The organism is Streptomyces sp. NPDC001970, from assembly GCF_053594115.1.
Window position 1 is genome coordinate 78492 of sequence record NZ_JBSFDW010000029.1, and the last position, 26568, is coordinate 105059.

A 26568-nucleotide genomic window follows, 5' to 3' on the forward strand; every position below is an offset into this window, starting at 1 on the left:
TGTGAGCCGGGAACCCCCGGCTGCCCACCAAGCACCGAGTCCGAGGAGCCACCCGTGCCGCGCATGCTCGACGTCAGCGAGGACGTACGCGCCGAGATCGGCGACGAAGAAGCCGACCGGCTGCTCGCCGGCGAGAACGCCCCGGGCAGCTACGACTGCACTTCCTGCCGCACCCCGGGCGACTCCGAGCAGGAACGGACCAGCACCGTGCTGTTCGTCGGCGAGGAGACCGCCGTCCTCGCGTTCGCCCACGCCAGCTGCATCCCCTCGCAGGTCGTCCAGGTCGCCGAGGAGCAGCTCAAGGGCGCCGTCCGGTCGATCACGGGCGAGGCTCCCGCCCCGGCCGCCCCCGCCGCCCAGCCGGCCCCCAGCGCGGCGAACACCTCGTCAGGGCAGGCCGTGCTCGGTGTCACCAGCGGTCTAGTCCTGATCGACGACGAACTCCACCCCGCGCTCGTCGTCGAGCCGACCGCGCCCATCGCCCGTCCCGGCTCGTTCGGCGGTGGCGACGACTTCCTGCCGCTGCTCATCGAGCAGGGCTTCCTGCCGGTCTCGGTGGTCAACGAGGTGCCCCGGCTGCTGCCGGGCTGGTCCGTCCTGCTCGCCATGGGCCAGCTGCACGCCGTGCTCCAGCCGGGCACGGGTGGCGGCAGCCCGGTGGCCTGGTGGCAGGCCCACCAGCCGCTCCAGGTCACCGAGGGCTGGCGGAGCGCGGCCAACAAGTCCCACCGGGTCCTGGTCTTCGCCGCCCCGGCCGGCGCCATCGGCCAGCAGCCCCGCGAGGACCTGCTGCGCGACGCGCTGGAGAAGGCTGCGGCCAACGGGCGGCTGGTGGCCGCGGCCATGCCGCTGGCCGGCACCTGATCCCGGCCCGACAGGTACGCGGACGGGCGCCGTGCGCCCCCGCGTACCCCCGCCGAACTGCGAATTCCCGGAGCGGCCCGCATCCGACCGGCCTGAAGGTCGTTGGCTCATACGTGCAGACATACGAGCCCACCCGCCAGCCGTACCCGAGCCGGATCCCCTCGGCCACGCCCATCTACGACGCGCTGTGCTCCGAGTACCGCACGGCGTTCCGGACGCTCCCCGGCGACCGGAGCGGCGAGGAGGATCTCGGCTTCAAGGGCTTCGGGCTCCGCCTGCACGGGGGCCGCTCCGGCTATGGCGGGCACACGGGATTCAGCTCGGGACTCTCGGCGTTCGGCGGGCATCTCGCGTTGCCACCGGCGCCCCGCAGCGGGCAGTGAGGCACGCGAGCATCTCTTCACATGAACCACGAAGTGGCCGGGGCGGCTGCCGCCCCGGCCACTTCGTCGTATGCGCCACTTCGTCGTATGCGCCACTTCGTCGTATGCGCCACTTCGTCGTATGCGCCACTTCGTCGTATGCGCTACTGAGTCGTCGTCTCCTGCACTACTTCTTCTTGCCGCGCTTCTCGCGGACCCGCACCGAGATGTGGATCGGGGTGCCCTCGAAGCCGAACTCCTCGCGCAGTCGGCGCTCGACGAAGCGGCGGTAGCCGTGCTCCAGGAAGCCGGACGCGAAGAGGACGAAACGCGGGGGCTTCGTGCCCGCCTGCGTGCCGAACAGGATGCGCGGCTGCTTGCCACCGCGGATCGGGTGCGGGTGCGAGGCGACCAGCTCGCCGAGGAAGGCGTTGAGGCGGCCGGTCGGGACGCGGGTCTCCCAGCCCTCCAGCGCCGTCTCGATCGCCGGGACCAGCTTGTCCATGTGCCGGCCGGTCGAGGCCGAGACATTGACCCGGGGCGCCCAGGAGACCTGCTGCATCTCGGTCTCGATCTCGCGCTCCAGGTAGTAGCGGCGCTCCTCGTCGAGGGTGTCCCACTTGTTGTACGCGACGACGAGCGCGCGGCCCGCCTCGACCGCCATCGTGATGATCCGCTGGTCCTGGACGGAGATCGAGTCGCTCGTGTCGATCAGGACGACGGCGACCTCGGCCTTCTCGACCGCGGCCGCGGTGCGCAGCGAGGCGTAGTAGTCGGCGCCCTCCTGGAGGTGGACCTTCTTGCGGATACCCGCGGTGTCCACGAACTTCCAGGTCTTGCCGCCGAGTTCGACGAGCTCGTCGACCGGGTCCCGGGTGGTGCCCGCCATCTCGTTGACGACGACGCGCTCCTCGCCCGCGATCTTGTTCAGCAGGGACGACTTGCCGACGTTCGGGCGGCCGATGAGGGCGATGCGACGCGGGCCGCCGACCGCGGCGCCGAACGTCTGGGCGGGGGCGTCGGGGAGCGCCTCGAGGACCTCGTCGAGGAGGTCGCCGGTGCCGCGGCCGTGGAGCGCGGAGACCGGGTACGGCTGACCGAGCCCGAGCGACCAGAGCATCGCAGCATCAGCCTCGGCCGACGGGCCGTCCACCTTGTTGGCGGCGAGGACGACGGGCTTGCCGGCGCGGCGGAGCAGCTTGACGACGGCCTCGTCGGTGTCGGTGGCGCCGACGGTTGCGTCCACGACGAAGACGACCGCGTCGGCGGCATCGATCGCGAACTCGGCCTGGGCGGCGACGGAGGCGTCGATACCGAGGACGTCCTGCTCCCAGCCGCCGGTGTCGACGACCTTGAAGCGGCGGCCGGCCCACTCGGCCTCGTACGTGACGCGGTCGCGGGTGACGCCGGGCTTGTCCTCCACGACGGCCTCGCGGCGGCCGATGAAGCGGTTCACCAGGGTCGACTTGCCGACGTTCGGGCGGCCGACGACGGCGAGGACGGGCAGGGGGCCGTGACCGGCCTCCTCGATCGCACCTTCGACGTCCTCGAGGTCGAAGCCCTCCTCCGCGGCGAGCTCCATGAACTCCGCGTACTCGGTGTCGCCGAGTGCCCCGTGGTCGTGCTGGTCGTTCATGAAGTCCGTTCCTCGTTCATTCGTGGTCGGTGAGCCGGGACGGGCCCGTGGGCCCGGGGCTCACTACTGAAGTCTCGCTCAGCGCCCGGTGAGGCGCTTGGCGTTTTCCAGGTGGGCGGTGAGCCGCTCCTGGATGCGTACGGTCGCGTCGTCGAGTGCCTGGCGCGTGCGCCGGCCACTGCCGTCGCCCACGGTGAAGGCGTCGCCGAAGACGACGTCGACGCGGCTGCGCAGCGGCGGCAGCGCCCGTATCAACCGTCCGCCCTTCGCCCCTTCTTCCCGCCCGTCCCTGTCCGCGGTTCCCAGCACCGCGACCGGAACGACCGGGGCACCGGAGCGGAGGGCGAAGTAGGCGAGGCCGCCGCGGATCGAGGAGAAGTCGCCCTCGCCCCGGGTGCCCTCGGGGAAGATGCCGAGAACGCCGCTGTTCTCGAGCACCGCGAGAGCGTTGGTGATCGCAGTGCGGTCGGCGCTCGCACGGTCCACCCTCAGCTGCCCGATTCCGGTGAGGAACGGGTCGAGCGGCCCGACGAAGGCCTCCTGCTTGATCAGGAAGTGCACCGGCCTGGGGGCGGTGCCCATGACCATCGGGCCGTCGACGTTGTGCGCGTGGTTGACGGCGAGGATCACCGGACCGGCGGCCGGGACCCGCCAGGCGCCCAGGACCCGCGGCCGCCACAGCGTGTGCATGATGCCGATGCCCATCCGCCGGCCGACGGCGGCGCCCTTCGCGGACGGTGCGGTCACGTCGCGACCCGCTTCTCCTCAACCAGAGTGACGACGCACTCGATGACCTGCGCGAGCGTGAGGTCGCTGGTGTCGACCTCGACGGCGTCGGCCGCCTTGGCGAGGGGAGAGGTCTTCCGGTTGGAGTCGGCGTGGTCCCGCTTGACGAGCGCCTCACGGGTGGCGGCGATGTCGGCCGCGTCCTTGCCCTTCAGCTCGCCGCTGCGGCGGGCGGCGCGGGCCTCCGGGGAAGCCGTCAGGAAGATCTTCAGGTCGGCGTCGGGGAGGACGGTCGTGCCGATGTCCCTGCCCTCGACGACGATGCCCTTCTCGGCGGCCGCGGCGATGGAGCGCTGCAGCTCGGTGATGCGGGCGCGCACCTCGGGGACCGCGCTGACGGCGCTGACCTTGGAGGTCACTTCCTGCGTACGGATCGGCCCGGACGCGTCCAGCCCGTCGACGGTGATCGTCGGCGCGGAGGGGTCCGTGCCGGACTCGATCACCGGCTTGGCGGCGGCGCTCGCGATCGCGAGCGGGTCGGCGACGTCGACGCCGTTGCTGATCATCCACCAGGTGATCGCCCGGTACTGCGCGCCGGTGTCGAGGTAACTCAGCCCCAGCTCTGCGGCGACCGCCTTGGAGGTGCTCGACTTGCCCGTGCCGGAGGGGCCGTCGATGGCGACGATCACGGATTCCACGGTGTCGGAGACCTTCCTGATACGCGTCTACGGGCAGGCCGAATGCCAAGGTGCCCCGCACAAGGTTACCGAGTGCGGAACGTTGCCCTTGCACCCGTTCGCAGATCCCGGCCCCGGGGGCCGCTGCGCGGGGCCCACGCGACAGAGCCGCACGTCGGCACAGCCCCGCCCGGCCCTTCCCGAACCGCGTGCTTCGGGCCTCGGGCCCCCGGGCCACGGCGGTGCCGAGGGGTGGACCCGGGTCCGTCCGTCCTCAGTCGCCGGACGGGCCCGGAATCCGCAGGCACCGCGATAGACGTGCGTCGCGCTACTGCCGCAGGGCCCAGCCCCGCTCCCGCAGCGACGCCGAGAGCACCGCCGCCGCCGTGGGCTCGACCATGAGCTGGACCAGGCCCGCCTGCTGGCCCGTCGCGTGCTCGATGCGTACGTCCTCGATGTTCACACCCGCCCGCCCCGCGTCCGCGAAGATCCGGGCGAGCTCGCCGGGCTGGTCGCTGATGAGGACGGCGACCGTCTCGTACGTGGTCGGGGCGGCGCCGTGCTTGCCGGGGACGCGTTCGCGGCCGGCGTTGCCGCGGCGGAGGACGTCCTGCACGCCGTCGGTGCCCTCACGGCGCTTGTCCTCGTCGGAGGACTGGAGGGCCCGCAGGGAGCGGACCGTCTCGTCGAGGTCGGCCGCGACGCCCGCGAGGACGTCGGCGACCGGGCCCGGGTTGGCCGAGAGGATGTCGACCCACATCCGGGGGTCGGAGGCGGCGATGCGGGTGACGTCGCGGATGCCCTGCCCGCACAGCCGCACCGCCGTCTCGTCCGCGTCGGCCAGCCGCGCGGCGACCATGGACGAGATCAGCTGCGGGGTGTGGGAGACGAGCGCGACCGCACGGTCGTGCGCGTCGGCGTCCATGACCACCGGCACCGCGCGGCACAGCGCGACCAGCTCGAGCGCCAGGTTGAGCACTTCGGTGTCGGTGTCCCGGGTCGGTGTCAGCACCCACGGCCGGCCCTCGAAGAGGTCGGCGGTCGCGGCCAGCGGGCCCGAGCGCTCCTTGCCGGACATGGGGTGCGTACCGATGTACGCCGACATGTCGACCCCGAGCGCCTCCAGCTCGCGCCGTGGGCCGCCCTTCACGCTGGCCACGTCGAGGTACGCGCGCGCGGTCCCGGCGCGCATCGCCTCCGCGAGCGTGGCGGACACGAATGCGGGCGGCACGGCCACGATCACGAGGTCGACGGGCCCCTCGGGCGCCTCGTCCGTCCCGGCGCCGAGCGCCGCCGCGGTCCTGGCCTGCGCCGGGTCGTGGTCCCTGAGGTGGACCGTGACACCCCGGCCGGCCAGCGCCAGCGCGGCGGACGTGCCGATCAGCCCCGTCCCGACGACGAGAGCCGTTCTCACTGGGCGATGTCCTTGCGGAGGGGCGCCGCGGCGCCGAGGTACACGTGCGCGATCTCGGACTTGGGCTTGTCGGACTCGACGTGCGCGAGGATCCGCACGACGCGCGGCATCGCCCCCGTGATGTCCAGTTCCTGGGCGCAGATCAGCGGTACGTCGACGATCCCGAGGCCTCGCGCCGCCGCGGCCGGGAAGTCGCTGTGGAGGTCCGGCGTGGCCGTGAACCAGACGCTGATCAGATCGTCCGCGGTGAGCCCGTTCCGCTCCAGGATGGCGGTGAGCAGCTCGCTGACCTGCTCGTCCATGTGCCCGGCATCGTCCCGCTCCAGCTGGACGGCTCCCCGGACGGCTCGTACCGCCACGTCGTGCTCCTTACCTGTCGTCACCGCGTGTGCTCCGATCAGCGTAGTCAGCTGCCCGGGCACACGATCGCGGCGACCGTCCTCCGAGACAGGAGGTGCGGCCGCCGCGGTTCGGCTGTGGGTGACCGATCACATCCCCTGCTGCCGGATGATGTCCTCCAGCGAGCCGGACGGCAGCTGCCCGTTCGGGGTCAGCTTGTCGACGGCCTGGGGCAGGGACTGCGCGATCTCGTCCGCGGCCTGCTGCGGCGTCACGCCCGTCTGCTGGGCGACCTTGTCCAGCGTCTCGGACGGCAGCGCCTCGGCGATCTGCCCGCCGCTGACCGGCTGGTTCTGGCCGGTGCCGATCCACGACTGCGCCTGGTCGGCGAGGCCGGACTTGGTGAGCATGTCGAGGAGCCCGCCGAGCGGGTCGCTCCCGCCTGCCGCACCCGCCCCGCCACCGCCGCCGCCACCGCCGCCGCCGGCGAGGGCACCGAGCAGCGCTCCGAGGATGTTTCCGGCGCCGCCCTGGCCACCGCCCTGGCCGCCGCCGAGCAGACTGCCCAGAAGACCGCCGAGATCGCTTCCCGCCATGGTCCTGCCTCTCAGGTCGGAAAAGGGTTGGGTTCACGGACAATGTCACCCACCCTCGAGGCTGCCGCCACCTGGACCACTACGGAACGTCGACGGGTGGACACGGCACGTGACGTCGGTTTGCATGGAGTTCCCCCTGCCCGCCGTCCCTGCGGAAGGCGCCGATGAAGCACCCGGGACCACTGATCACGCTGTTCGCCGGACTCGTACTCGGTCTGTTCATGCTGTCGCTGAACGCCACGACCGGTGAGCCCGTGCCTTCATCGCGCGACCGGGACCGCCCGGCCGTCAGTCCGAGCCCCAGCCCCAGCCCGCCCGCGCCCCCCTCACCGTCGCCGACGCCACCTCCGGCCGCATCCCCGACGGCGCCGACCCAGGCGAAGGCGCAGGTCGAGTTCGCAGGACGTACGAACGACGACACCGCTTCGGTGGCCATCTCCGTCCGCGGCGACAAGGCCATCGCGTACTTCTGCGACGGCCGTACCCGTGAAGCCTGGATGCGTGGCCCCGTGGAGGAGGACGGAGACATGCATCTGACCAGCAGCGAGAGCGGCGCGAAGCTGGACGCCGTCATGACCGGCGGCAAAGTCACCGGAACCGTCGAGATCGGCGAACAGAACTGGCCGTTCACCGCCGACAAGGCCGTCAAGCCGTCCGGGCTGTACCGGGCCACCGCCCAAGTGCGCGGCGCCGAGCTGAGGGGTGGCTGGATCATCCTGCAGGACGGCCGTCAGGTCGGCATCGTCAGCCGCGACGGCAAGCCCGCCGCCGCTCCCCCGATCGACCCGGAAACCGGCGCCGTCACCGTCGACGGCACCCAGCTGACCGCCCGCCCCGTCGTCCCCTGAGCGTCCCGAGGTGCTTCATGAGCGTGGACCCGCCAGCGCGGAGCGGAGACTTCCCGCCGCCACCGCCTCCTCCGCCGCCGCCCCCGTCCGGGCCCCAGGCCTCGCCCCCGCCCCCGTCCGGGCCCGAGCCCTCGCCCGGGCTCGCCGGCTCCGAGGCAGTGCGCTACCTCGTCCCGGCCCTGGTCGCGATGGCCGTCGCGGTCGCCCTCGGGGCGTACGGGAAGCTGCACGCCCCGGCCGCCACGGCCTTCAACCTGGCCGGATTCACCAGCCCGAGTGCGGTGAAGTCCTGGCTGGCCACGGCGTCGCTGGCCTTCGCGGTGGTGCAGCTCGTCACCGCGCTCGCGATGTACGGGCAGATGCCGGGCGTACGGGCCGCGCCCTGGACGCCCACGCTGCACCGCTGGTCGGGCCGGGTGGCGTTCCTGCTGGCCGTGCCCGTGGCCGTGCACTGCCTGTATGCGCTCGGCTATCAGACGACCACGGCACGGGCGGCCTGGCACTCGTTCCTCGGCTGCTTCTTTTTCGGTGCATTCAGCGCAAAGATGCTGCTGTTGCGTATGGAGCGACTGCCGGGGTGGCTGCTGCCGGTCGTCGGCGGGCTGGTTTTCGCGTCGCTCACGATGCTCTGGCTGACCTCGGCGCTCTGGTTCTTCCGCACGTTCGGAGTGACGACATGAGTGACCGCGAGAGCAGTGAGGGAACCACCCGCCGTACGGTTCTGGTGACCGGTGCCGCCCTCCTGGTGGTACCGGCCTGCACCAAGTACGGGGACGAGAGCAGCGACGAGGTGACGCTGCGCCCGGCACCCGCCTCACCGACGGGGCCCGGCAGCGCTCAGCCGCCCGCGGGCGAGGTGCTGGGCACCACCGCCGAGGTCCCGGACGGCGGCGGGAAGGTCTTCAAGAAGCAGAAGGTGGTGGTGACCCAGCCCACGCAGGGCGACTTCAAGGCATTCACGGCGATCTGCACCCACCAGGGCTGCATCGTCGACAAGGTCGAGAACGGCACGATCGACTGCCCCTGCCACGGGAGCAAGTTCCGGATCACCGACGGCTCCGTCGCACGCGGGCCCGCCGAGCGGCCGCTGGAGGCGAAGCGGATCACCGTCACCGGGGACCAGATCCGTCTCACGTAGCCTGGCGCACATGACTCCCGAGGCGCTCGTCCATGACCACATGGTCTACTCCTGCGTGATGGGCTCGCGCGCCTTCGGACTGGCGACGGACGGCAGCGACACCGACCGGCGCGGTGTCTTCCTCGCACCCACCCCGCTGTACTGGCGCTTCGAGAAGCCCCCGACGCATGTGGAGGGCCCGGCCGACGAGCAGTTCTCCTGGGAGCTGGAACGCTTCTGCGGGCTCGCGCTGCGTGCCAACCCGAACATCCTGGAGTGCCTGCACTCCCCGCTGGTCGAGCACATCGACGACACCGGCCGTGAGCTCCTCACTCTGCGCGATGCGTTTCTGTCCCGGCAGGCCCACGAGACCTTCGTCCGCTACGCCGCCGGCCAGCACCGCAAGCTCGAGGCGGACATGCGGCAGCACGGGGCTCCCCGCTGGAAGCACGTGATGCATCTGCTGCGGCTCCTGGCGACCTGTCGTGACCTGCTCCGCACCGGGAGGCTGGTCATCGACGTCGGCGACGACCGCGAGCGCCTCCTCGCCGTCAAGCGCGGCGAGGTCCGGTGGGCGGAGGTCGAGTCGTGGATGGCGCGGCTGGCGGACGAGGCGGACACGGCGGCGACACGGACGCCCCTGCCCGAGAGCCCGGACCGGGCGCGCGTCGAGGACTTCCTCGTCCGCACCCGGCGCGCGTCGGCACGCTGAGCACCAGCACGCTGAGCGCAGACACGCTCGGCGCAGACACGGGTCCGGCGACTACCGGCGCGCTCGTACGACGAAGTCGTGCAGGGCGTCGTAGGCGCTCGGCTCCGGAGGAAGGGCCGAGGCCGACTGGGCGGTGTCCAACACCTCGTGGAGCCTTTCGAAGTCGGCGCGGACGACCTCGGCGTCCGCGGACAGGCCCACCGCCGGGCCGTGTTCGGCGGCAGCCTTCGCCTCGATCAGTTCGGGCAGAAAGCCCGGCGCGTCCTGCACCTCGCCCAGCAGCGTGGGCAGATGGGCCTGCACCTCGCCCGCGCGCATCAGGTGGACACCGGTGAGCAGAGCGCGGAAGGCGTACAGGAGCGGTTTCAGCTCGCCGGTCTTCTCGTGGAGCCGCCACTGCGTGTTCGCGAATCCGCGGTAGTGGTGCGCGTGATGGCTGGTGAGCACGCCCGGGGCCAGCGAGACCAGTTCCGCGTGCGCGTCGGTCGTGTGCACGACCAGCGGCGACAGCAACTGCTCCAGCACATAGCCGTTGCGCCGCAGCATCAGCCGCACGAACTTCCGCAGGTCGTGCGTGACCAGGTCCATCTCGACGCCGTCCCTGTCCCACATCCGGGACCGGGTCTCCTCCGGCTCGCGCAGCCCGACGAGCTGCTCCACCGGCAGCAGATGGGCGCCGCGCAGGTCCACGTCGGAGTCACGCGACGGAAATCCGTACAGGTGGGCGCCGGAGACCGTGGCGAAGACCAGGGGGTACCTCCCACGCCCCCAGGGCGTAGAGGGAGGGTCGGGCTGCTCCGCGACCACGGGAGCGAGGTCTGCGGGGACGAGGGACAGTGTCATGCGCCAAGCATCCCAGAGCGATCAAATCCCAGAACCATCAGGCGTCCCAGGACGGTCAGGCGCCTCCGAGCGCTCAGGTCCCGGAACGATCGAGCGTCCCAGAACGATCAGGCGTCCCAGAGCGCCCCCAGCGTCAGCAGCTCGCTCCGGTACTCGATCCGCTCCGCCCACTCCTTCGGCCACGCCCCCGCCCCCAGGTGCGCCCCTGCGAACGCCCCCGCCAGGCACGCGATCGAGTCCGAGTCGCCCCTGGTGCAGGCGGCCCGCCGGAGGGCGAGGAGAGGCTGCTCGGGAAAGAGCAGGAAGCACAGCAGGGCCGTGGCCAGGGCCTCCTCCGCGATCCAGCCGTCGCCCGTCGCCAGGCACGGGTCGTTCTCCGGGTTCGCGTCGCGCAGCGCGGAGGTGAGGCGCTCCAGGACCGCCAGGCACTCGTCCCAGCCGCGCTCGATGAAGGACTCGGGCGTCGCGTCGTGCGCGTACGTCCACAGGTCGCCGAGCCAGCGGTGATGGTAGCGGGAGCGGTTCTCGTACGCGTACGAGCGCAGTCGGCCGACGAGACCGAGCGGTTCCGTGCCCTGGGCGAGCAGGAACACGGCACGGGCCGTGAGGTCGGACGCGGCCAGGGCCGTCGGGTGGCCGTGGGTGAGAGCCGCCTGGAGCTGGGCCGCGCCCGCGCGCTGGCCCTCGCTCAGCCCGGGCACGAGTCCGACCGGCGCCACGCGCATGTTGGCGCCGCAGCCCTTGGAGGCGATCTGGCTGGCTTCCTGCCAGGGCATGTCGCTGTCGAGCTTGTGGCAGGCGACCAGGCACGTCCGGCCCGGGGCGCGGTTGTTCTCCGGGGAGTGGTACCAGTTCACGAACTCCTCCCGCACCGGCCGGGTCAGGCGCAGCGGGGTGAGGAGACCGCGGCCCATCGCGGTGCGTATGCCGCGTGCGAGGGCGAGGGTCATCTGGGTGTCGTCGGTGACGATCGCGGGCTTCGGCAGGGACATCTCCCGCCAGGGCCCGCACTTGGCGAGGATCGCCGGCACATCGTTGAACTCGGTGGGGAAGCCCAGCGCGTCGCCGAGCGCCAGTCCGGTCAGGGCGCCGGTGGCAGCCTGCTTGGTGACGGTCCTGGTCGGGGTCATGTCGGACGCGGTCATGTCGTGTGCCGCCCTTCCGGTCGCAGCAGTGGAGGATGCAGGGCGTTCGCCGGCCCCGCCCGGTAGAGCGCGGCCGGTTTCCCCCGGCCGCCGGTCAGGCGCGCGCCCCCCTCCACCGCCTCGACGAAGCCGGGCGTGGTGAGGACCTTGCGCCGGAAGTTGGGGCGATCGAGCTCGACGCCCCAGACGGTCTCGTACACCTGCCGCAGCTCGCCGAGCGTGAACTCGGGCGGGCAGAAGGCGGTGGCGAGGCACGTGTACTCGAGCTTGGCGCCGATGCGCTCGTGCGCGTCGGCGAGGATGCGGTCGTGGTCGAAGGCGAGCGAAGCCGGATGGGGGTCCGCCCGGCCGAAGGCTGGGGGACGGCCGTGGCTGCCGTGGGGCATCCACCGGGCGTGCGCGGCGTCGCCCCCGCCCCGCGGCTCGGGCAGATCCGGTACGAGTGCGGTGTACGCGACGGACACGACCCGCATCCGGGGGTCGCGGTCCGGGTCGCTGTACGTGCGCAGCTGCTCCAGGTGGAGCGCGGCGGCGGTGCTCGCCGAGAGGCCGGTCTCCTCGGCGAGTTCACGGCGGGCGGCCTGGCCCGCGGACTCATGCGGCAGCACGAATCCGCCGGGCAGCGCCCAGGCGCCCTTGTACGGTTCCTGTCCTCGCTCGATGAGCAGTACGTGCAGCTCGCCGTCGCGCACCGTGAAGACGGCGAGGTCGACGGTGACCGCGAAGGGCGGGAAGGCGCGAGGGTCGTAGGCGCCCGGATCGGATGCACCGGAATCGGATGCACCGGAGTCGAGGGCACCGGAGTCGAGGGCACCGGAATCGGGGGCACCGGAATCGGGTCCCTCCGTCATGTCCCTCACCGCCTCTCCGGCAGGGGGTCGGCGAAGTGCCAGCCCTCGGCGAGCAGTGCGTCGACGGCTGCCACGGCCTCGGCAAGCCGCTGCTCGTGCGGACCGCTCAGGGTGGCGAACCTCCGCCCGGTGCGGGCGAGCTGGGCCGCGAGGCGCGCGGTCATCCAGGGCCGCAGCTCCTCGCCGTCGCGCAGTCCGTCGTCCTCGAACGGCACTCCGCGGTGGTCGGTGAGCAGCCACAGGTCGCCGCGGCCGCGTGCCGCGATCTCCGCGACCTCTTCGTTCGGCCCGCCCATGTACCGCTCGTGCCAGATGGTCGTGGCGAAGGCGTCGGTGTCGCAGACGAGCACGGGAGATCCGGTGCGGGCTGCGGCATCCTCCAGCTCGGTCTGCCGCCGGGCGATCAGCGGGAAGTCGTCGGAGGCGAAACGGACGTCGGACCAGGTGGCTCCGGGCCGCTCGGCGCGCAACTCGGCGAGTTTCCGCTCGCTGAACTCCCTGCCGTACTCGGGTACACAGCCGGTCCGCGTCCAGACCCCGCCACGCCGCCGGAAGCGCTCGGCGAGCGCCGTGGCCAGCGTGGTGGTGCCGGTCGACTCGGCGCCGAGCACGACGACGCGGCGGGCGAGCGCGGCGCGTACGGGCGGCTCGAGGAAGTCCCAGCAGCCGACCGGATCCTTGCGCACCGCCGTGCCGGAGACCGGGAAGACCGTACGGCCGGGGTCGACGCAGACCGAGTCGGCGCGAAAGCGACGGGCGAGTTCGTCCCCGTACGGCTCCGAGGTGAAGACGGCGTCGACCCGCCCGGGGACGGCGGCACGGAACACGGCCATGTGCGCGTCCCAGACGGCCTGGTCGGTCAGGTCGACCGGAATGTCGTCGATGGCGCCCACCACCCGCACGCCCGGGTGGACTTCGCTCATCCACGCCATCCGCTCGTCGAGCGGGACCGACTCCACCGATGCGGCGCAGACGAGCACGGTGAGCCGGTCGCAGCGGTCGGCCGCGGTGCGTACGAGATGGTGGTGGCCGGCGTGCGGCGGATGGAACTTGCCGAGTACGAGACCGTGCCGGTAGCGCTTCATGCTGTCGCCTCCGCGGGTTCCTCCGCCAACTGCCGCCGCTGTTCGGAGAGGTCGCGCGTCCAGTTGCGCAGCCCGTGCACGCAGAGGGCCGTGAACCCGACATACAGCAGCGAGGTGAGATAGAGCTCCTTGTACGCATACAGCGGTACGTAGACGATGTCGGCCGCGATCCAGAGGCGCCAGGACTCCAGCCGCTTCCGGCACTGTCCGTACGTCGCCATCAGGGAGAGCGCGGTGGTCAGCGCGTCCCAGAAGGGGACGGTCGAGTCGGTGGCGCGGTCCAGGAGCACCGTCAGGCCGAGGGTCCCCATCGCCCCCGCCGCGAGCAGCCACGTCCACTCGGTGCGCGTGGTACGGCGCACCGGGAGGGCGTCCGAGGAGGAGCCTGGTCCACCCCCGTGGGTCCAGGTCCACCAGCCGTAGGCGGCGAGGGCGATGAAGGCGACCTGCAGCCCCGCGTCGGCGTACAGGCCGGCCTGGGTGAACAGCAGGAGGAAGAGAACGTTGTTGGCGATGCCGACCGGCCAGTTCGCGAGGTGCCGGCGGGCGACGAGCCAGACGCAGAGCGCTCCGCTGCCGAAGCCGAGGACCTCGGTCCAGCTGACCGGAGTGCCGAGCAGCGTGACCAGCGGTTGCTGCAGAGGTCCGAGTACGTCCGCGAGACTCACGCCCGCCCCCTTCTTTAAGAGTCATTCTGACTATAAAGCGGGGAGGGTGGCCCGACAAGCACGAAAAAGCCCGCGGCCGTCGAAACGACGGTCGCGGGCTCTTCCAGAGGGTCCGGCTAGAGGCCGACTTCCTTCATCAGCATGCCGACCTCGGTGTTGGTCAGGCGGCGCAGCCAGCCCGACTTCTGGTCCCCGAGCGCGATGGGGCCGAAGGACGTGCGGACGAGCTTGTCGACGGGGAAGCCCGCCTCGGCGAGCATCCGGCGCACGATGTGCTTGCGGCCCTCGTGGAGGGTGACCTCGACGAGGTAGTTCTTGCCGGTCTGCTCGACGACCCGGAAGTGGTCGGCGCGGGCGTACCCGTCCTCGAGCTGGATGCCGTCCTTGAGGAGCTTGCCGACCTCGCGCGGGAGAGGGCCCTGGATGGCGGCGAGGTAGGTCTTCTGAACGCCGTACTTCGGGTGGGTGAGGCGGTGGGCCAGCTCACCGTGGTTGGTGAGCAGGATGATGCCCTCGGTCTCGGTGTCGAGCCTGCCGACATGGAAGAGGCGGGTCTCGCGGTTGGTGACGTAGTCGCCGAGGCACTGGCGGCCGTCCGGGTCCTCCATGGTGGAGACGACACCGGCGGGCTTGTTCAGCGCGAAGAACAGGTGGGACTGGGTCGCGACGGTCAGTCCGTCGACCTTGATCTCGTCCTTCTCCGGGTCCACGCGGGTGCCCTGCTCGACGACGATGCTGCCGTTGACCTCGACGCGGCCGGCGTCGATCAGCTCCTCGCAGGCGCGGCGCGAGCCCATGCCGGCACGGGCCAGGACCTTCTGCAGCCGCTCGCCTTCCTGGTCACCGAAGGTCTTCGGGGTCTTGATCTGCGGCTTGTTCGCGTACCGCTCGCGGTTGCGCTCCTCGGCGCGGGCGTCGTACTCACGCGAGCGGGCCGGGGCGGTACGGCCTCCGCCGCGCTGCGGGGACTGCTTCGGAGCGCCCTTGGCACCACCGCGGGCGGCCGCACCGCGGCCCTTCTTCGGCGCTTCCGAGGAACCGCCCACGTCGTAGCGGCGCTCCTCGGGACGGGGCTTGCCCGCGCGCTTCTGCTTGTCGTCGCGCGCGTTCCCGGCACCCCGGTAGTTGCCGCGCCCGCTGCTGTTCCTGCCGCTGCTTCGCATCAAAGTTCCGTCGTCGTCTTGTCGTCGTCGTCTGTGTCCGGAGCGTCCGGATCGAACGACGGAACCCCTTCCTGCGTCTCGGCCTCGATCGCGTCCGCTTCCGGGAGGAAGGGAGCGAGCTCCGGGAGCTCGTCCAGGCCGCGCAGGCCCATCCGCTCCAGAAAGTAGTTCGTCGTCCTGTACAGGATCGCACCTGTTTCGGGTTCCGCGCCCGCCTCCTCGACGAGACCCCGCTGGAGGAGGGTGCGCATGACGCCGTCGCAGTTCACTCCGCGCACGGCGGAGACCCGCGAGCGGCTCACCGGCTGGCGGTACGCGACCACCGCCAGGGTCTCCAGCGCCGCCTGGGTGAGGCGGGCCTGCTGCCCGTCGAGGACGAAGCGCTCGACGGCGGCGGCGTGCTCGGGGCGGGTGTAGAAACGCCAGCCGCCGGCGACGAGGCGCAGCTCGAAGCCACGGCCCTGGACCGTGTACTCGTCGGCGAGCTCGCGCAGCGCGTCGGCGACCGCGCGGCGGGGCTGCTCCAGCACCTTGGCCAGATGCTCCTCGGTGGCCGGCTCGTCGACGACCATGAGGACGGCTTCGAGGGCGGGCTTGAGGGTGGTGCTCACGGTGCTCACGCCTTCTCCTCCCGGTTCTGGGGGCTCGCTGAGCTCTCTGGGCTCTCTGGGGGGCGGTCGAATTCGTCGGTGACGTGCGGCGCGGCGGACTCGCCTGCGGCCCAGGTGACGACGAGCTCCCCGAGGGCCTCCTCCTGGTCCAGCACGATCGCCTTCTCGCGGTAGAGCTCGAGGAGGGCGAGGAAGCGGGCGACGACGGTGAGGGTGTCGCCGACGCCCTCGGTCAGCTCACGGAAGCTGACGCTCCCGCGCTCGCGCAGCATGCCCACGACCACCTCCGCCTGCTCGCGGACGCTCACGAGGGGCGCGTGGATGTGGTCCACGTACACCTGGGGTTTGGGCTTGGGCTGCATGGCCTTGACGGCGAGCTTGGCGAAGCCCTCGGCGCCGATGCTGATGACGACCTCGGGGAGGAGTTCGGCGTGGTGGTCCTCGAGGCCGACGGTACGGGGGTAGCGCCGGGCCTCCTCCTCCAGCCTGGCGTTGAAGATCTCCGCGATCTGCTTGTAGGCCCGGTACTGCAGCAACCGTGCGAACAGCAGGTCCCGCGCCTCGAGCAGCGCGAGGTCCGCCTCGTCCTCCACCTCGGCGGCGGGCAGCAGCCGGGCGGCCTTCAGGTCGAGCAGCGTCGCGGCGACGACGAGGAACTCCGTGGTCTGGTCGAGGTCCCAGTCGGGCCCCATGGCATGGATGTACGCCATGAACTCGTCGGTGACCTTGGACAGCGCGACCTCGGTGACGTCCAGCTTGTGCTTCGAGATCAGCTGCAGGAGCAGATCGAAGGGCCCCTCGAAGTTCGCCAGCCGGACGGTGAACCGCCCGTCGTCGGCGGGACCGGACTCGTCCGGGACGACTCCCTCGGCTCCCTCGGCTCCCTCACGGGGAAGGCTCCCGGTCGCGGGCCCCGTGCCGCCGAGGACCGCCTCGACGAGTCCGTCCCCCTCGGCCTCCGCCTCGGGGGCGGCCGGCCCAAGGGCGGTGCCGGGGTTACCGCCCCCGGGTCCGTCGGGGCCGGCGCTCTGCTCCACCGCCTGAGCGGTGTCGCCCACGCCGTCGGCGGAGCCGACGACCGGCTCGTCCTCCGGCCGCGGGCCGGCAGCCCCGTACCCGGGCTCCACAGGGTCCGTTCCTGGGGCCGACGGACCGGCCGCCGCCTCGGCCGATCGGCCGACGAGGGCCGACGGGGCCTCCACGGGCTGGGCCGACGAGCGGGAGTCGATTCCCTCGGCTCCCGGCATATCGGACTCGAAGCCCTGTTCCACCGCGTCGGCAGAGCCGGCAGGCCTGGGTACCGCGAGGTCCGCCGCCGAAGCGGGCCACGGCTCGGCCGACGAGCCGGCGGGAGCCAATGGGGCGATGAGGTCCGCCCCAGGGCCCACCGGACCGGGGCGCGCCTCGGCGGGCAGGTCGGCGACAGTCGGCCCAGCAGGCTCCGAGGGAAACCCCGCGGCTTCGGGCACGTCCGGGGCAGCCCTCGCACCCTCGGGACTCAACGGGAACCCGGCGGCATCGCCCGTGGACTCCGGGGGGACCACCGGACGACCCGGCGCCGCCTCGGTCGACGGGTCGGCCTCGGCCGAGGGATCGATCGACGGACAAGAGGTGACCGACGGGTCTCCCAGGGGCTCCGCCGACAGGTCTTCCACGGGCTCGGTCGACGGATCGGCCGACGGATCGGCCGGCGCCGGGGGAAATGCCGCGGAAGGGGTCGACGGGCGGGACCCGGACGTGCCCGGGCCGCGGCCCAGGGCGCGGCGAGAGCCGCGCGGGGCTGGGGTGGGGGCGTCGTCGGTCGGGGGCATCGTGGTCCAGGGAGCGGAAAAGATGGGGCGCGCGCAGGCTACCCCGTCAGCGACCGCGCAGCCGCCGCACCAGGATGCTCGCGTCGCCCCGCGACTCCAGATCTGCGAGCACGACCGCGACCGCCTCGCGGACGATGCGCCCGCGGTCGACGGCGAGACCGTGCTCGCCACGCAGCACGAGACGCGCGTGTTCGAGGTCCATCAGTTCCTCGGCCGAGACATAGACCGTGATCTTCTCGTCGTGGCGCTCACGCCCGCTGGGCCGCCGGTTGGCGGCCCGTCCCCGGCGCCGTGGCGCCGCGCCCGCCGCGGAGGCGGCAGGAGCCGCGGAGCGCCCTTTCGCGGCGGCAGCGGCAGCAGCGGAGGCGGCAGCCGTGGCCGAGCCGGGCGCGCCCTCCGAGGAAGCGCCCCGACTCCGGGGCTCGGCGGTCCCCGTCTCCTCCTCCGCCGGGGAGTGCTCCTCCGGTGACGGCTCATCCGCCTGCGCCGGCACGCGCGCCTCACCGTTCGCGCCGTTGGCGCCGCTCGTCCCCCGCCTCGGGGACGACGACTGCAGGGCCGTGCCCCCGGTCGTACGGAACAGCTCGTCGGCCCCCGGCAGACTCACTCGGCGTGACACCGGGCGAGCACCTCCCTGGCGAGCTGACGATAGGCGGCGGCACCGACGGAGTTGGACGCGTACGTCGTGATGGGCTCACCCGCGACCGTCGTCTCGGGGAACCGCACCGTGCGCCCGATGACCGTGTGGTACACGTGGTCGTCGAACGCCTCGACCACCCGTGCCAGCACCTCGCGGCTGTGCACCGTGCGCGAGTCGTACATCGTCGCGAGGATGCCGTCGAGCTCCAGCTCGGGGTTGAGCCGCTCCTGGACCTTCTCGATCGTCTCGGTGAGCAGCGCGACACCACGCAGCGCGAAGAACTCGCACTCCAGCGGCACGATCACCTTGTGAGCCGCCGTCAGCGCGTTCACCGTCAGCAGGCCGAGCGACGGCTGACAGTCGATCACGATGTAGTCGTAGTCCTGCATCAGCGGCTTGAGCGCGCGCTGCAGGGTCGACTCGCGCGCGACCTCGCTCACCAACTGCACTTCCGCGGCCGAGAGGTCGATGTTGCTCGGCAGCAGGTCCATGTTGGGCACGGCGGTCTTCAGCAGGACCTCGTCGGCGGACATGCCCCGCTCCATGAGCAGGTTGTAGACCGTCAGGTCGAGCTCCATCGGGTTCACGCCCAGCCCCACCGACAGGGCCCCCTGGGGGTCGAAGTCGACGAGCAGGACGCGTCGTCCGTACTCCGCGAGCGCGGCGCCCAGATTGATGGTCGACGTCGTCTTGCCGACGCCGCCCTTCTGGTTGCACATCGCGATGATCTTCGCGGGGCCGTGGGAGGTCAGCGGGCCCGGGATCGGGAAGTAGGGCAGCGGCCGTCCGGTGGGGCCGATCCGCTCCCGGCGCTGGCGGGCCGCGTCGGGCGCGAGCGTGGCCGCGTACTCCGGGTCCGGCTCGTACTCGGCGTCTGGGTCGTAGAAGTGCCCCTCGGGCACTTCGTCGTAGTCGGCGAAGTGGGTGGACTCTCGGCCACTCTCGTTGCCGGCCATGGCGTTCACGTGTTGGCCGTCCATCATCTTCATCGTGTGGGCTGTCGTCGGCAGGAGCTGGTGGGTCGCGAAGGTTCGGACAGCGACGGAGCCGACAGCTTCGAGCCCGGACGCAGGACCCTGGCCCCGTGTTGCTGGGGGCACCGCCCCCACGCCCTCAGGGCGTCGGGGGGGAGTTCCCGCATGACCACCCCCGGGAGAAAATGTCGACTCATTCACAAGTCGTCTTACCTCCTTGGACGTGACCAGGAAAATTTATCGATAGGTCAGCGTGGCACCATGCCGACGGTTGGCGACTCTATGGCGTGTCACCGGTCCGCAGCAACACAATCCACCGGACCCGGCCCGATGTGTCGGCAACCGAACACCCCGCTGTCAAGGGTGCGCAGCAGCCGGTCCGCGCCTTTCACGGGTGTGCGAAAGGGTCAAAGGGCTACGTTCGAGGCGAGTTGGGCCGGTACCACGAAGTGTCCGGACACACATCCGGCCGGACCTTGCTCGCCAAGGCCCGGCCGGATGCGTGTTGTTGACGATCCGTATTGACGGATCGGTCGCTTGTCAGTCGGGGTCGCCTCAGCCGAGCAGCGCGCTCAGCTCGACCGACTCGAGGCCGTGCGCCTCGGCGACCTCCTTGTAGACGACCTGGCCGTCGTGGGTGTTGAGGCCCTTGGCCAGCGCGGGGTCACGGCGCAGCGCCTCGACCCAGCCGTTGTTGGCCAGCGACACGATGTACGGCAGCGTGGCGTTGGTCAGCGCGTACGTGGAGGTGTTGGGCACCGCGCCCGGCATGTTGGCGACGCAGTAGAAGACCGAGTCGTGGACCATGAAGGTCGGCTCGGCGTGGGTGGTCGGGCGCGAGTCCTCGAAGCAGCCGCCCTGGTCGATCGCAATGTCGACAAGGACACTTCCGGGCTTCATCTTGGCGACGAGCTCGTTGGTGACCAGCTTCGGGGCCTTGGCGCCCGGGATGAGGACGGCGCCGATGACGAGGTCGGCCTCGACGACGGCCTTCTCCAGCTCGTAGGCGTTGGAGACGACGGTCTTCACCTTGGTGCCGAAAACCTTGTCGGCCTCGCGGAGCTTGTTGATGTCGCGGTCGAGCAGGGTCACGTGGAAGCCCAGGCCGACGGCGATCTGGGTGGCGTTCCAGCCGGAGACGCCGCCCCCGATGACGACACACTCACCGGCGGCGGTGCCCGGAACCCCGCCCGGCAGCACGCCACGGCCGCCGACCGAGCGCATCAGGTGGTAGGCACCGACCTGCGGGGCCAGCCGGCCCGCGACCTCCGACATCGGAGCGAGCAGCGGCAGGGCGCGGTTCGGGAGCTCCACGGTCTCGTACGCGATGGCGGTGGTGCCGGACTCGAGCAGGGCGTCCGTGCACTCACGGGAGGCGGCGAGGTGCAGGTAGGTGAAGAGGGTCTGGTCCTTGCGGAGGCGGTGGTACTCCTCGGCGATGGGCTCCTTGACCTTCAGCAGCAGGTCGGCGGTGGCCCAGACCTCGTCGGCGGTGGGCAGGATCTGCGCACCGGCGGCGGTGAATTCCTCGTCCGTGATCGAGGAGCCGACACCGGCGTTGGCCTCGATGAAGACCTGGTGGCCGTTGCGCACGAGCTCGTGCACTCCGGCAGGGGTGATCGCCACCCGGAACTCGTTGTTCTTGACCTCGCGGGGGATGCCGACCTTCACGTCGATCACGGTCCTTGGCTCAGGGGGATTTCTGGTGCACTTCCATAGTTACCCGGATACGCCAGGCGCAACGGGAGAGACCGGGTCGACACCCGGCAGAGCCAGTCTAATGAAGGACTTCTCGCTGTCTAGCCTTGCAAAGCAAAATTCCTCAAGGAAAGCACTACGGATTTCGCAGGCCGGATGAGTCGCCTCCAAGCAGTTGCTCGGCAGCCGCACGGTGCAACCGGGCCGCTGCCGGATCGCCGAGCCGGTCCAGCGTGTCGGCCAGCCTGAGCTGCAGCGCCCCCTGCAGCCGTACGTCTCCGGCCTGCCGCGCCCAGGCCACGGCGTCCGCACAGGTGCGCAGGCACTCCTGGGGGCGCCCGGCGTACTCCTGGACCCGGGCCGCCTCGCTCAACGCCCGCGCGTATCCGCCCAGATCACCCGCCCTGCGGTGTGCGGCGGCGGCGGCCCGCCAACTGCGCAGGGCCTCGCCGTAACGGCCGGCATACGTGTGCACGGCGCCGAGGCGGCCGTAGAGCCGCGCCTCGTCGGCGCGCTCCCCGCGGGCGAGACGCTGCGAGAGGGCGCGGCCGAACCAGTCCGCGGCCCGCTGCCAGTCCCCCAGCTCCTGGTACGCACCGCCTACGGATTCCGTCGCGCGACCGGTCGCGTAGGGGTCGTGTGCCCTGCGTCCGGCATCCAGCGCTGCCCGATATCGCACCAGTGCGTCCTCGGTGCGACCGGTCCCGGCATCCAGATCGGCGAGGTTCAGCAGTGCCGCGGCCTGCTCGCGGTGGAGCTCGCGGCGCTCGGACACATCGAGGACGAGCTGGTGCAGCCCGTACAGATCGGGCGCGGCCGCCTCGGTGCCACGGTGGGCGACCAGGGCGCGTACGAGTGCGGCGATCAGCCGTCGGGCCAGGGTGTCCAGCTCCCCGTCGGCGACCGCGAGGCGCGCCGCGGCGAGGAGCGCGGGGCGGCGGTCCAGCAGCCACGCCTGCGCGGCCTGCGGGTTCGGGAAGCGCAGGGCCCTGGGCAGCCCGCCGACCTTGCGGCGGGCCGGGGAGCCGTCGGGCTCGGTGACGGCCCGGCAGGACTGCAGCAGCCGTACGGTCCGCTCCAGCATCCGGGCGCGGGCGAGCTGGATCTCGGCGGGCCGGTCGTGCGTCGTCATCCGGTCGTACAGCAACGGGGCGAGACAGCCGGGCACCTCGTACGTCTCACCGGCCTCGCCCGCCCGCAGCAGGCCCAGGGCGACGAAGTCCTCCAGCGTCGACCGCGCCGCCGAGACGGAACAGCCGGCCAGCGCCGACGCGGTGTGCGCGTCGACCAGCCCGGCGGGCGCGAGGGCGAGCAGTCGCAGTATCCGGGAGGCGGGCTGCGGCAGGGACTCGTACGCGAGCCGGAAGGCGCGAGCCAGCGGCCGGGCGCCGGCGGGTTGCTCGGGGTCGTCCGGCAAGCCGCGCAGCTGCTTGGCCGCGTCGGCGACCGAGGCCTTGGGGCGCGCCGCGAGCCAGCCACCCGCCAGGACCATCGCGGCGGGCTGGCCGCCGCACTCCTCCACGAGCGACTCGGCGGCTTGCGGGTCGACCGTGATCCGCACCTCGCCCGCGTATCGGCTGAGCAGTTCGATGGCGGACTTCGGGTCCATACCGCCGAGGGTGCACGGCCGGACGTCGGGGACACCGGTGAGCGGGCCCTTGGCAACGGCGACGACCAGGCAGTCGGGGTTGTCGGGGAGCAGCGGGTCGACCTGCTCGGCGTCGTCCGCGTCGTCGAGGAACAGCAGACAGCGGCGTACGGCGAGGGCCTCGCGGACCATCTCGGTGAGCTCGTCCTCGCCGCCGCCGGCCGGGGCGTCGATCCCGAGGGCGTCGAGCAGCTCGCGCGCGGTGCGATCGGTGGGGACCGGGGCGCCGCCCGGGTCCGTGAGCCGGGCCCGCAGCACACCGTCGGGATACTCGTCGGCGAGCCGCCGCGCCAGCTCACCGGCGAGCGCGCTGCGCCCGGATCCGGGCCGCCCGGCGACGAGGAGCACTCTGGCGCGGGGCGCCTTGCGCCCGGCGAGGGTGTCCAGACCGGCCCGCTCGATGTCGGACCGCAGCGCCTTCAATTCACGCTGGCGCCCGATGAATTGCCCAACCACACCGCTTACGGTGCCACGTCCGGCCGGCTCCGCGGAGCCGGGCTCCGGCCCTGACCCCGGCCCGGCCGGCGACGGATGGCCCTGGGGCGAGGGGCCGTTCCACTCCACCGCCTGCTCCCTCACGGGCCACGCTCCCAGTCCGCCGCCGAACGAGCCGAACCCACCGGGCTTTCCCGTGCGGGCGCTCCGCAGCGTAATTCAGTCATCTCGGCGAACCCGACACACCGCGACGACACGCGACGCCCGTTTCCCCCGATCGGATCAGCCGATGGTCCCACCGGCGGCGGGTGGGGGCGCCTGCGGGCCGAACTGGGGACTTCGCCCCCAGTCCCCTTCAGGGCTCCGCCCCGGACCCGCTGCCCCTACGCCCTGGCGGGCGTGGGGGACGGTGCCCTGCCTCGATCCGCGGCGGGGCTCCTTCGAAGCCCGCCCGGCGCACGAGGACAGAGACCCGGGCACTGCCCACCTACCGGCACCGGGACATACCCAGCCCGCCCGAGGGTCGAGGACAGACACACGGGCCGATACCGGGGACCTACCCAGCCCGCCCGACGACTCAGGACGCACACCCCGCCTCACCCACCGGCACCGGCACACACCAAACCCGCCCGACGGTCGAGGACAGACACCCAGGCCCACCGCCCGATACCGGGGACCCTACCCAGCCCATCCGACGACTCAGGCCGCACACCCCGCCTCACCACCGGCACCGGCACCGGCACCGGCACACACCAAACCCGCCCGACGGTCGAGGACAGACACCCAGGCCCACCGCCCGATACCGGGGCTTCGCTCGACGACGGACACACGAGCCGCCGCACGGTCGCGGCCGCGCCCCGGGTCTGGGGCAGGTCCCGTCCCGTCCGCGCCCCGAGGGCTACGCCGCGAACGGCCGGGCCGGCCAGGGCGCCTCGGCCGGGCGGAGGGACTCCACGCCGTCACCCTTCAGCGCTGCCGTGAGCGAGAGCACCCCCACCACCAGGCAGTTGTTGTGCAGCTCCCCCGCCATTACGCCCCGCACCAGCTCCTCCAGCGGCACCCGGGCCAGCTCCATGTCCGCCTCCTCATCGGCGACCTGGAAACGCTCGCCCTCCGCCTCGGACAGGTCGCGGGCCAGGAAGATCCGTACGGCCTCGTCGCAACCGCCCGGCGTCGTGTACACGTCCGCCAGCACCCGCCAGTCGACCGCCTTGACGTGCGCCTCCTCGTACAGCTCGCGCTGAGCCGCCGTCAGCGGGTTCTCGCCGGGCACATCGAGCAGGCCGGCCGGGATCTCCCAGAGCTTCTGGCGCACGGGGTGCCGGTACTGGCGGAGCACGAGGACGCGTCCGGACTCGTCGAGGGCGAGCACCGCGACCGATCCCGGGTGGACCTGGTAGTCGCGGCGCGCGACCGTGCCGTCGGGCATGACCACGTCGTCGGTGCGGACACTCGTCTTGTTGCCCTTGAAGGGGGTGGCGGTCGCGGTGACCTGCCACTCCTCAGGGGAGTCCTTGATGATCATGAACGTCCTCCCAAACGCCGGAACCGGGGCACGGAATCTCTCCCAGTCCGTACCCCGGTCCACCGTAATGCCTTGTGGTGCCTTGCCTCAGTTGCCCGTCTTGCGCTCGACAGCCGCCTTCACCAGGCCCGCGAACAGCGGGTGCGGACGGGTCGGGCGGGAGCGCAGCTCCGGGTGGGCCTGGGTCGCGACCAGGTACGGGTGCACCTCGCGCGGGTACTCGACGTACTCCACGAGCCTGTTGTCCGGGGAGGTGCCCGAGAAGACGATGCCCGCCTTCTTCTCCAGCTCCGCGCGGTACGCGTTGTTCACTTCGTAGCGGTGGCGGTGACGCTCCTCGACGTACGGCTGGTCGTCGTAGACCTCGCGAACGATCGAGCCCTCGGCGAGCTTCGCCGGGTAGAGGCCGAGGCGCATCGTTCCGCCCAGGTCGCCCGCGCCCTCCACGTACGCCAGCTGCTCCTCCATCGTCGAGATGACGGGGTGGGCGGTGGCGGAGTCGAACTCCGTCGAGTTCGCCTCGGGGATCTCGGCCAGGTTGCGCGCGGCCTCGATCACGATGCACTGGAGGCCCAGGCACAGGCCGAGCAGCGGCACCTTGTTCTCGCGGGCGTACTGGATCGCGCCGACCTTGCCGCTCACACCGCGGTCGCCGAAGCCGCCGGGAATGCAGATCGCGTCCACGTCGGAGAGCTGCTTCGCCGCGTCCGCCGGAGTCTTGCAGTCGTCCGACGTGACCCACTTGATCTTGACGCGCGCCCGGTTCGCGAAGCCGCCGGCGCGCAGCGCCTCCGTCACCGACAGGTAGGCGTCGGGCAGGTCGATGTACTTGCCGACGAGCGCGACACCGACTTCGTGGTCGGGGTTGTGGACGCGGTCCAGCAGGTCGTCCCACGTCGTCCAGTCGACGTCGCGGAACGGCAGGTCCAGCTTGCGTACCACGTAGGCGTCCAGGCCCTCGGTGTGCAGCACCTTCGGGATGTCGTAGATCGACTTGGCGTCGATCGCCGCGACCACGGCCGCCTCGTCGACGTCGCACATCAGCGAGATCTTGCGCTTGATCGCGGTCGGTACGTCACGGTCGGCGCGCAGCACGATCGCGTCCGGCTGGATACCGATGCTGCGCAGCGCGGCGACCGAGTGCTGCGTCGGCTTGGTCTTCAGCTCGCCCGACGGACCGATGTACGGCAGCAGCGAGATGTGCACCACAAAGACGTTGTCCCGGCCGACCTCGTGGCGGACCTGGCGGACGGTCTCCAGGAACGGCTGCGACTCGATGTCGCCGACCGTGCCGCCCACCTCGGTGATCACGACATCCACGTCGTCCGTGGCCATGCGGCGGATGCGGTGCTTGATCTCGTTGGTGATGTGCGGGATGACCTGGACCGTGTCGCCCAGGTACTCGCCGCGCCGCTCCTTGGCGATGACGGTCGAGTACACCTGGCCGGTGGTGACGTTCGCGGAGCCGTCGAGGTCGACGTCGAGGAACCGCTCGTAGTGGCCGATGTCCAGGTCGGTCTCGGCGCCGTCGTTGGTGACGAACACCTCACCGTGCTGGAACGGGTTCATCGTGCCCGGGTCGACGTTCAGATACGGGTCGAGCTTCTGCATCGTGACCCGCAGACCCCGCGCCTTGAGGAGCGCACCCAGGCTGGAGGCGGTCAGGCCCTTGCCGAGGGAGGAGGCGACACCCCCGGTGACGAAGATGTGCTTGGTCGTCGTGGATTTGGGCGGCATGGCCAAGAGGGGGCTCCCGTGGTCGCGAGGTGGTCGTGCGTACCGGCGATCCCGCGGCGGAGATCCGGAGATGTCCTGGGGTGCCGTCGCTGCGGTTCGGGGGTCTGCGCCCACCGGTCCACGGGCTACCAGGGTATCAGCGCCGAAGGGAGACTGCTTCCGGCCACACGGGGCATCATGGCCATCACGGGCTTCCACGGGTTCACCCGCCGCTCACCCGTTCGGCGGCGCCGCATTGCCGGGAGCGTCGCGCGGATCACCCAGGTGCGTCGTATCCTGCTCGGACACTTGATTCGGAGATCTCGCTGCCGAGCCAGGCCGGCGATCGGCACCACCCCCGCCCTTCACCCGGAACAAGAGCTCGTCAATGACCGATTGACCGATTGACACCCTTGACCGCAGTAAGCGCCACGCAGGGCGGACGTGGCCGTTCGACTGGAGAT

Annotated in this window: 25 protein-coding genes and 1 pseudogene; 6 read left to right on the forward strand and 20 right to left on the reverse strand. The window is 71.7% G+C overall.

Annotation, left to right across the window (positions count from 1 at the left end):
* The first annotated feature begins 54 nt into the window (after positions 1-54).
* Positions 55-864, forward strand: coding sequence for a hypothetical protein (locus tag ACWCP0_RS29575; protein ID WP_451081824.1), 810 nt, complete (start codon positions 55-57; stop codon positions 862-864).
* Positions 865-977: 113 nt separating this feature from the next.
* Positions 978-1247 carry a hypothetical protein gene (locus tag ACWCP0_RS29580; RefSeq protein WP_451081825.1) on the forward strand — a complete coding sequence of 90 codons (270 nt, stop codon included), beginning with the start codon at positions 978-980 and terminating at the stop codon, positions 1245-1247.
* A gap of 166 nt (positions 1248-1413) precedes the next feature.
* Here the strand turns inward: ACWCP0_RS29580 and der are convergent, their stop codons facing one another.
* From der to ACWCP0_RS29610, 6 genes are all read right to left on the reverse strand, one after another.
* On the reverse strand, positions 1414-2862 hold the full coding sequence (der, locus tag ACWCP0_RS29585) for a ribosome biogenesis GTPase Der (RefSeq protein WP_451081826.1): 1449 nt from the start codon (positions 2860-2862) through the stop codon (positions 1414-1416).
* Positions 2863-2940: 78 nt separating this feature from the next.
* Positions 2941-3567: a lysophospholipid acyltransferase family protein gene (locus ACWCP0_RS29590; protein ID WP_451081860.1), complete on the reverse strand. Its 627-nt coding sequence runs from the start codon at positions 3565-3567 to the stop codon at positions 2941-2943.
* 38 nt (positions 3568-3605) lie between these two features.
* Positions 3606-4286 (reverse strand): (d)CMP kinase, encoded by a 681-nt coding sequence (gene cmk / locus ACWCP0_RS29595; protein WP_451081827.1) that lies wholly within the window; start codon positions 4284-4286, stop codon positions 3606-3608.
* A 307-nt stretch (positions 4287-4593) separates the two neighbouring features.
* Entirely contained in the window at positions 4594-5679 is a 1086-nt protein-coding gene (locus ACWCP0_RS29600) for a prephenate dehydrogenase (protein ID WP_451081828.1), read from the reverse strand.
* Entirely contained in the window at positions 5676-6038 is a 363-nt protein-coding gene (aroH, locus tag ACWCP0_RS29605) for a chorismate mutase (protein ID WP_451081829.1), read from the reverse strand. The genes ACWCP0_RS29600 and aroH overlap by 4 nt, the downstream gene beginning before the upstream one ends.
* A gap of 129 nt (positions 6039-6167) precedes the next feature.
* A complete protein-coding gene (locus tag ACWCP0_RS29610; RefSeq protein WP_451081830.1) occupies positions 6168-6614 on the reverse strand; it encodes a YidB family protein in 447 nt (148 codons plus the stop codon).
* A 164-nt stretch (positions 6615-6778) separates the two neighbouring features.
* On the opposite strand from ACWCP0_RS29610, the gene ACWCP0_RS29615 reads away from it, so the two are divergent.
* Genes ACWCP0_RS29615 through ACWCP0_RS29630 form a run of 4 tightly spaced genes read left to right on the forward strand, consistent with a single transcriptional unit; the run spans position 6779 to position 9291 of the window.
* The gene (locus ACWCP0_RS29615) at positions 6779-7462 is read left to right on the forward strand and encodes a hypothetical protein (protein WP_451081831.1); all 684 of its coding nucleotides are present in this window, start codon (positions 6779-6781) and stop codon (positions 7460-7462) included.
* Positions 7463-7479: 17 nt separating this feature from the next.
* Positions 7480-8142 (forward strand): DUF6529 family protein, encoded by a 663-nt coding sequence (locus ACWCP0_RS29620; RefSeq protein WP_451081832.1) that lies wholly within the window; start codon positions 7480-7482, stop codon positions 8140-8142.
* On the forward strand, positions 8139-8600 hold the full coding sequence (locus tag ACWCP0_RS29625) for a Rieske (2Fe-2S) protein (protein WP_451081833.1): 462 nt from the start codon (positions 8139-8141) through the stop codon (positions 8598-8600). Before ACWCP0_RS29620 ends, ACWCP0_RS29625 begins: the two co-directional genes overlap by 4 nt.
* Positions 8601-8610: 10 nt before the next feature.
* Positions 8611-9291 (forward strand): nucleotidyltransferase domain-containing protein, encoded by a 681-nt coding sequence (locus tag ACWCP0_RS29630; protein ID WP_451081834.1) that lies wholly within the window; start codon positions 8611-8613, stop codon positions 9289-9291.
* Between the two features lie 51 nt (positions 9292-9342).
* Here the strand turns inward: ACWCP0_RS29630 and ACWCP0_RS29635 are convergent, their stop codons facing one another.
* From ACWCP0_RS29635 to ACWCP0_RS29700, 14 genes and pseudogenes are all read right to left on the reverse strand, one after another.
* Entirely contained in the window at positions 9343-10134 is a 792-nt protein-coding gene (locus ACWCP0_RS29635) for a nucleotidyltransferase domain-containing protein (protein WP_451081835.1), read from the reverse strand.
* Positions 10135-10241: 107 nt separating this feature from the next.
* Positions 10242-11264, reverse strand: coding sequence for an ADP-ribosylglycohydrolase family protein (locus tag ACWCP0_RS29640; RefSeq protein WP_451081861.1), 1023 nt, complete (start codon positions 11262-11264; stop codon positions 10242-10244).
* 11 nt (positions 11265-11275) lie between these two features.
* The gene (locus tag ACWCP0_RS29645; protein ID WP_451081836.1) at positions 11276-12130 is read right to left on the reverse strand and encodes an NUDIX hydrolase; all 855 of its coding nucleotides are present in this window, start codon (positions 12128-12130) and stop codon (positions 11276-11278) included.
* Between the two features lie 5 nt (positions 12131-12135).
* Complete coding sequence (locus tag ACWCP0_RS29650; protein WP_451081837.1) at positions 12136-13215, reverse strand: AAA family ATPase; 1080 nt, start codon at positions 13213-13215, stop codon at positions 12136-12138.
* Positions 13212-13883 (reverse strand): nicotinamide riboside transporter PnuC, encoded by a 672-nt coding sequence (gene pnuC / locus ACWCP0_RS29655; RefSeq protein WP_451081838.1) that lies wholly within the window; start codon positions 13881-13883, stop codon positions 13212-13214. Before pnuC ends, ACWCP0_RS29650 begins: the two co-directional genes overlap by 4 nt.
* Before the next feature lie 116 nt (positions 13884-13999).
* Positions 14000-15046: a pseudouridine synthase gene (locus ACWCP0_RS29660; RefSeq protein WP_451081839.1), complete on the reverse strand. Its 1047-nt coding sequence runs from the start codon at positions 15044-15046 to the stop codon at positions 14000-14002.
* Positions 15046-15618, reverse strand: a complete 573-nt coding sequence (scpB, locus tag ACWCP0_RS29665; protein WP_351233085.1) for an SMC-Scp complex subunit ScpB — start codon at positions 15616-15618, stop codon at positions 15046-15048. Before scpB ends, ACWCP0_RS29660 begins: the two co-directional genes overlap by 1 nt.
* A gap of 44 nt (positions 15619-15662) precedes the next feature.
* Positions 15663-16784, reverse strand: a complete 1122-nt coding sequence (locus ACWCP0_RS29670) for a segregation and condensation protein A (RefSeq protein ID WP_451081840.1) — start codon at positions 16782-16784, stop codon at positions 15663-15665.
* Between the two features lie 730 nt (positions 16785-17514).
* Complete coding sequence (locus ACWCP0_RS29675) at positions 17515-18087, reverse strand: hypothetical protein (RefSeq protein WP_451081841.1); 573 nt, start codon at positions 18085-18087, stop codon at positions 17515-17517.
* Complete coding sequence (locus ACWCP0_RS29680; RefSeq protein ID WP_451081842.1) at positions 18072-19208, reverse strand: ParA family protein; 1137 nt, start codon at positions 19206-19208, stop codon at positions 18072-18074. Before ACWCP0_RS29680 ends, ACWCP0_RS29675 begins: the two co-directional genes overlap by 16 nt.
* Positions 19209-19637: 429 nt before the next feature.
* On the reverse strand, positions 19638-20753 hold the full coding sequence (gene ald / locus ACWCP0_RS29685) for an alanine dehydrogenase (RefSeq protein ID WP_451081862.1): 1116 nt from the start codon (positions 20751-20753) through the stop codon (positions 19638-19640).
* A gap of 147 nt (positions 20754-20900) precedes the next feature.
* A pseudogene (locus ACWCP0_RS29690) lies at positions 20901-23007 on the reverse strand (tetratricopeptide repeat protein); the annotation flags it as partial.
* Positions 23008-23761: 754 nt separating this feature from the next.
* Complete coding sequence (locus tag ACWCP0_RS29695; protein WP_451081843.1) at positions 23762-24388, reverse strand: NUDIX domain-containing protein; 627 nt, start codon at positions 24386-24388, stop codon at positions 23762-23764.
* An 87-nt stretch (positions 24389-24475) separates the two neighbouring features.
* The gene (locus tag ACWCP0_RS29700) at positions 24476-26125 is read right to left on the reverse strand and encodes a CTP synthase (RefSeq protein ID WP_451081844.1); all 1650 of its coding nucleotides are present in this window, start codon (positions 26123-26125) and stop codon (positions 24476-24478) included.
* Between the last annotated feature and the right edge of the window lie 443 nt (positions 26126-26568).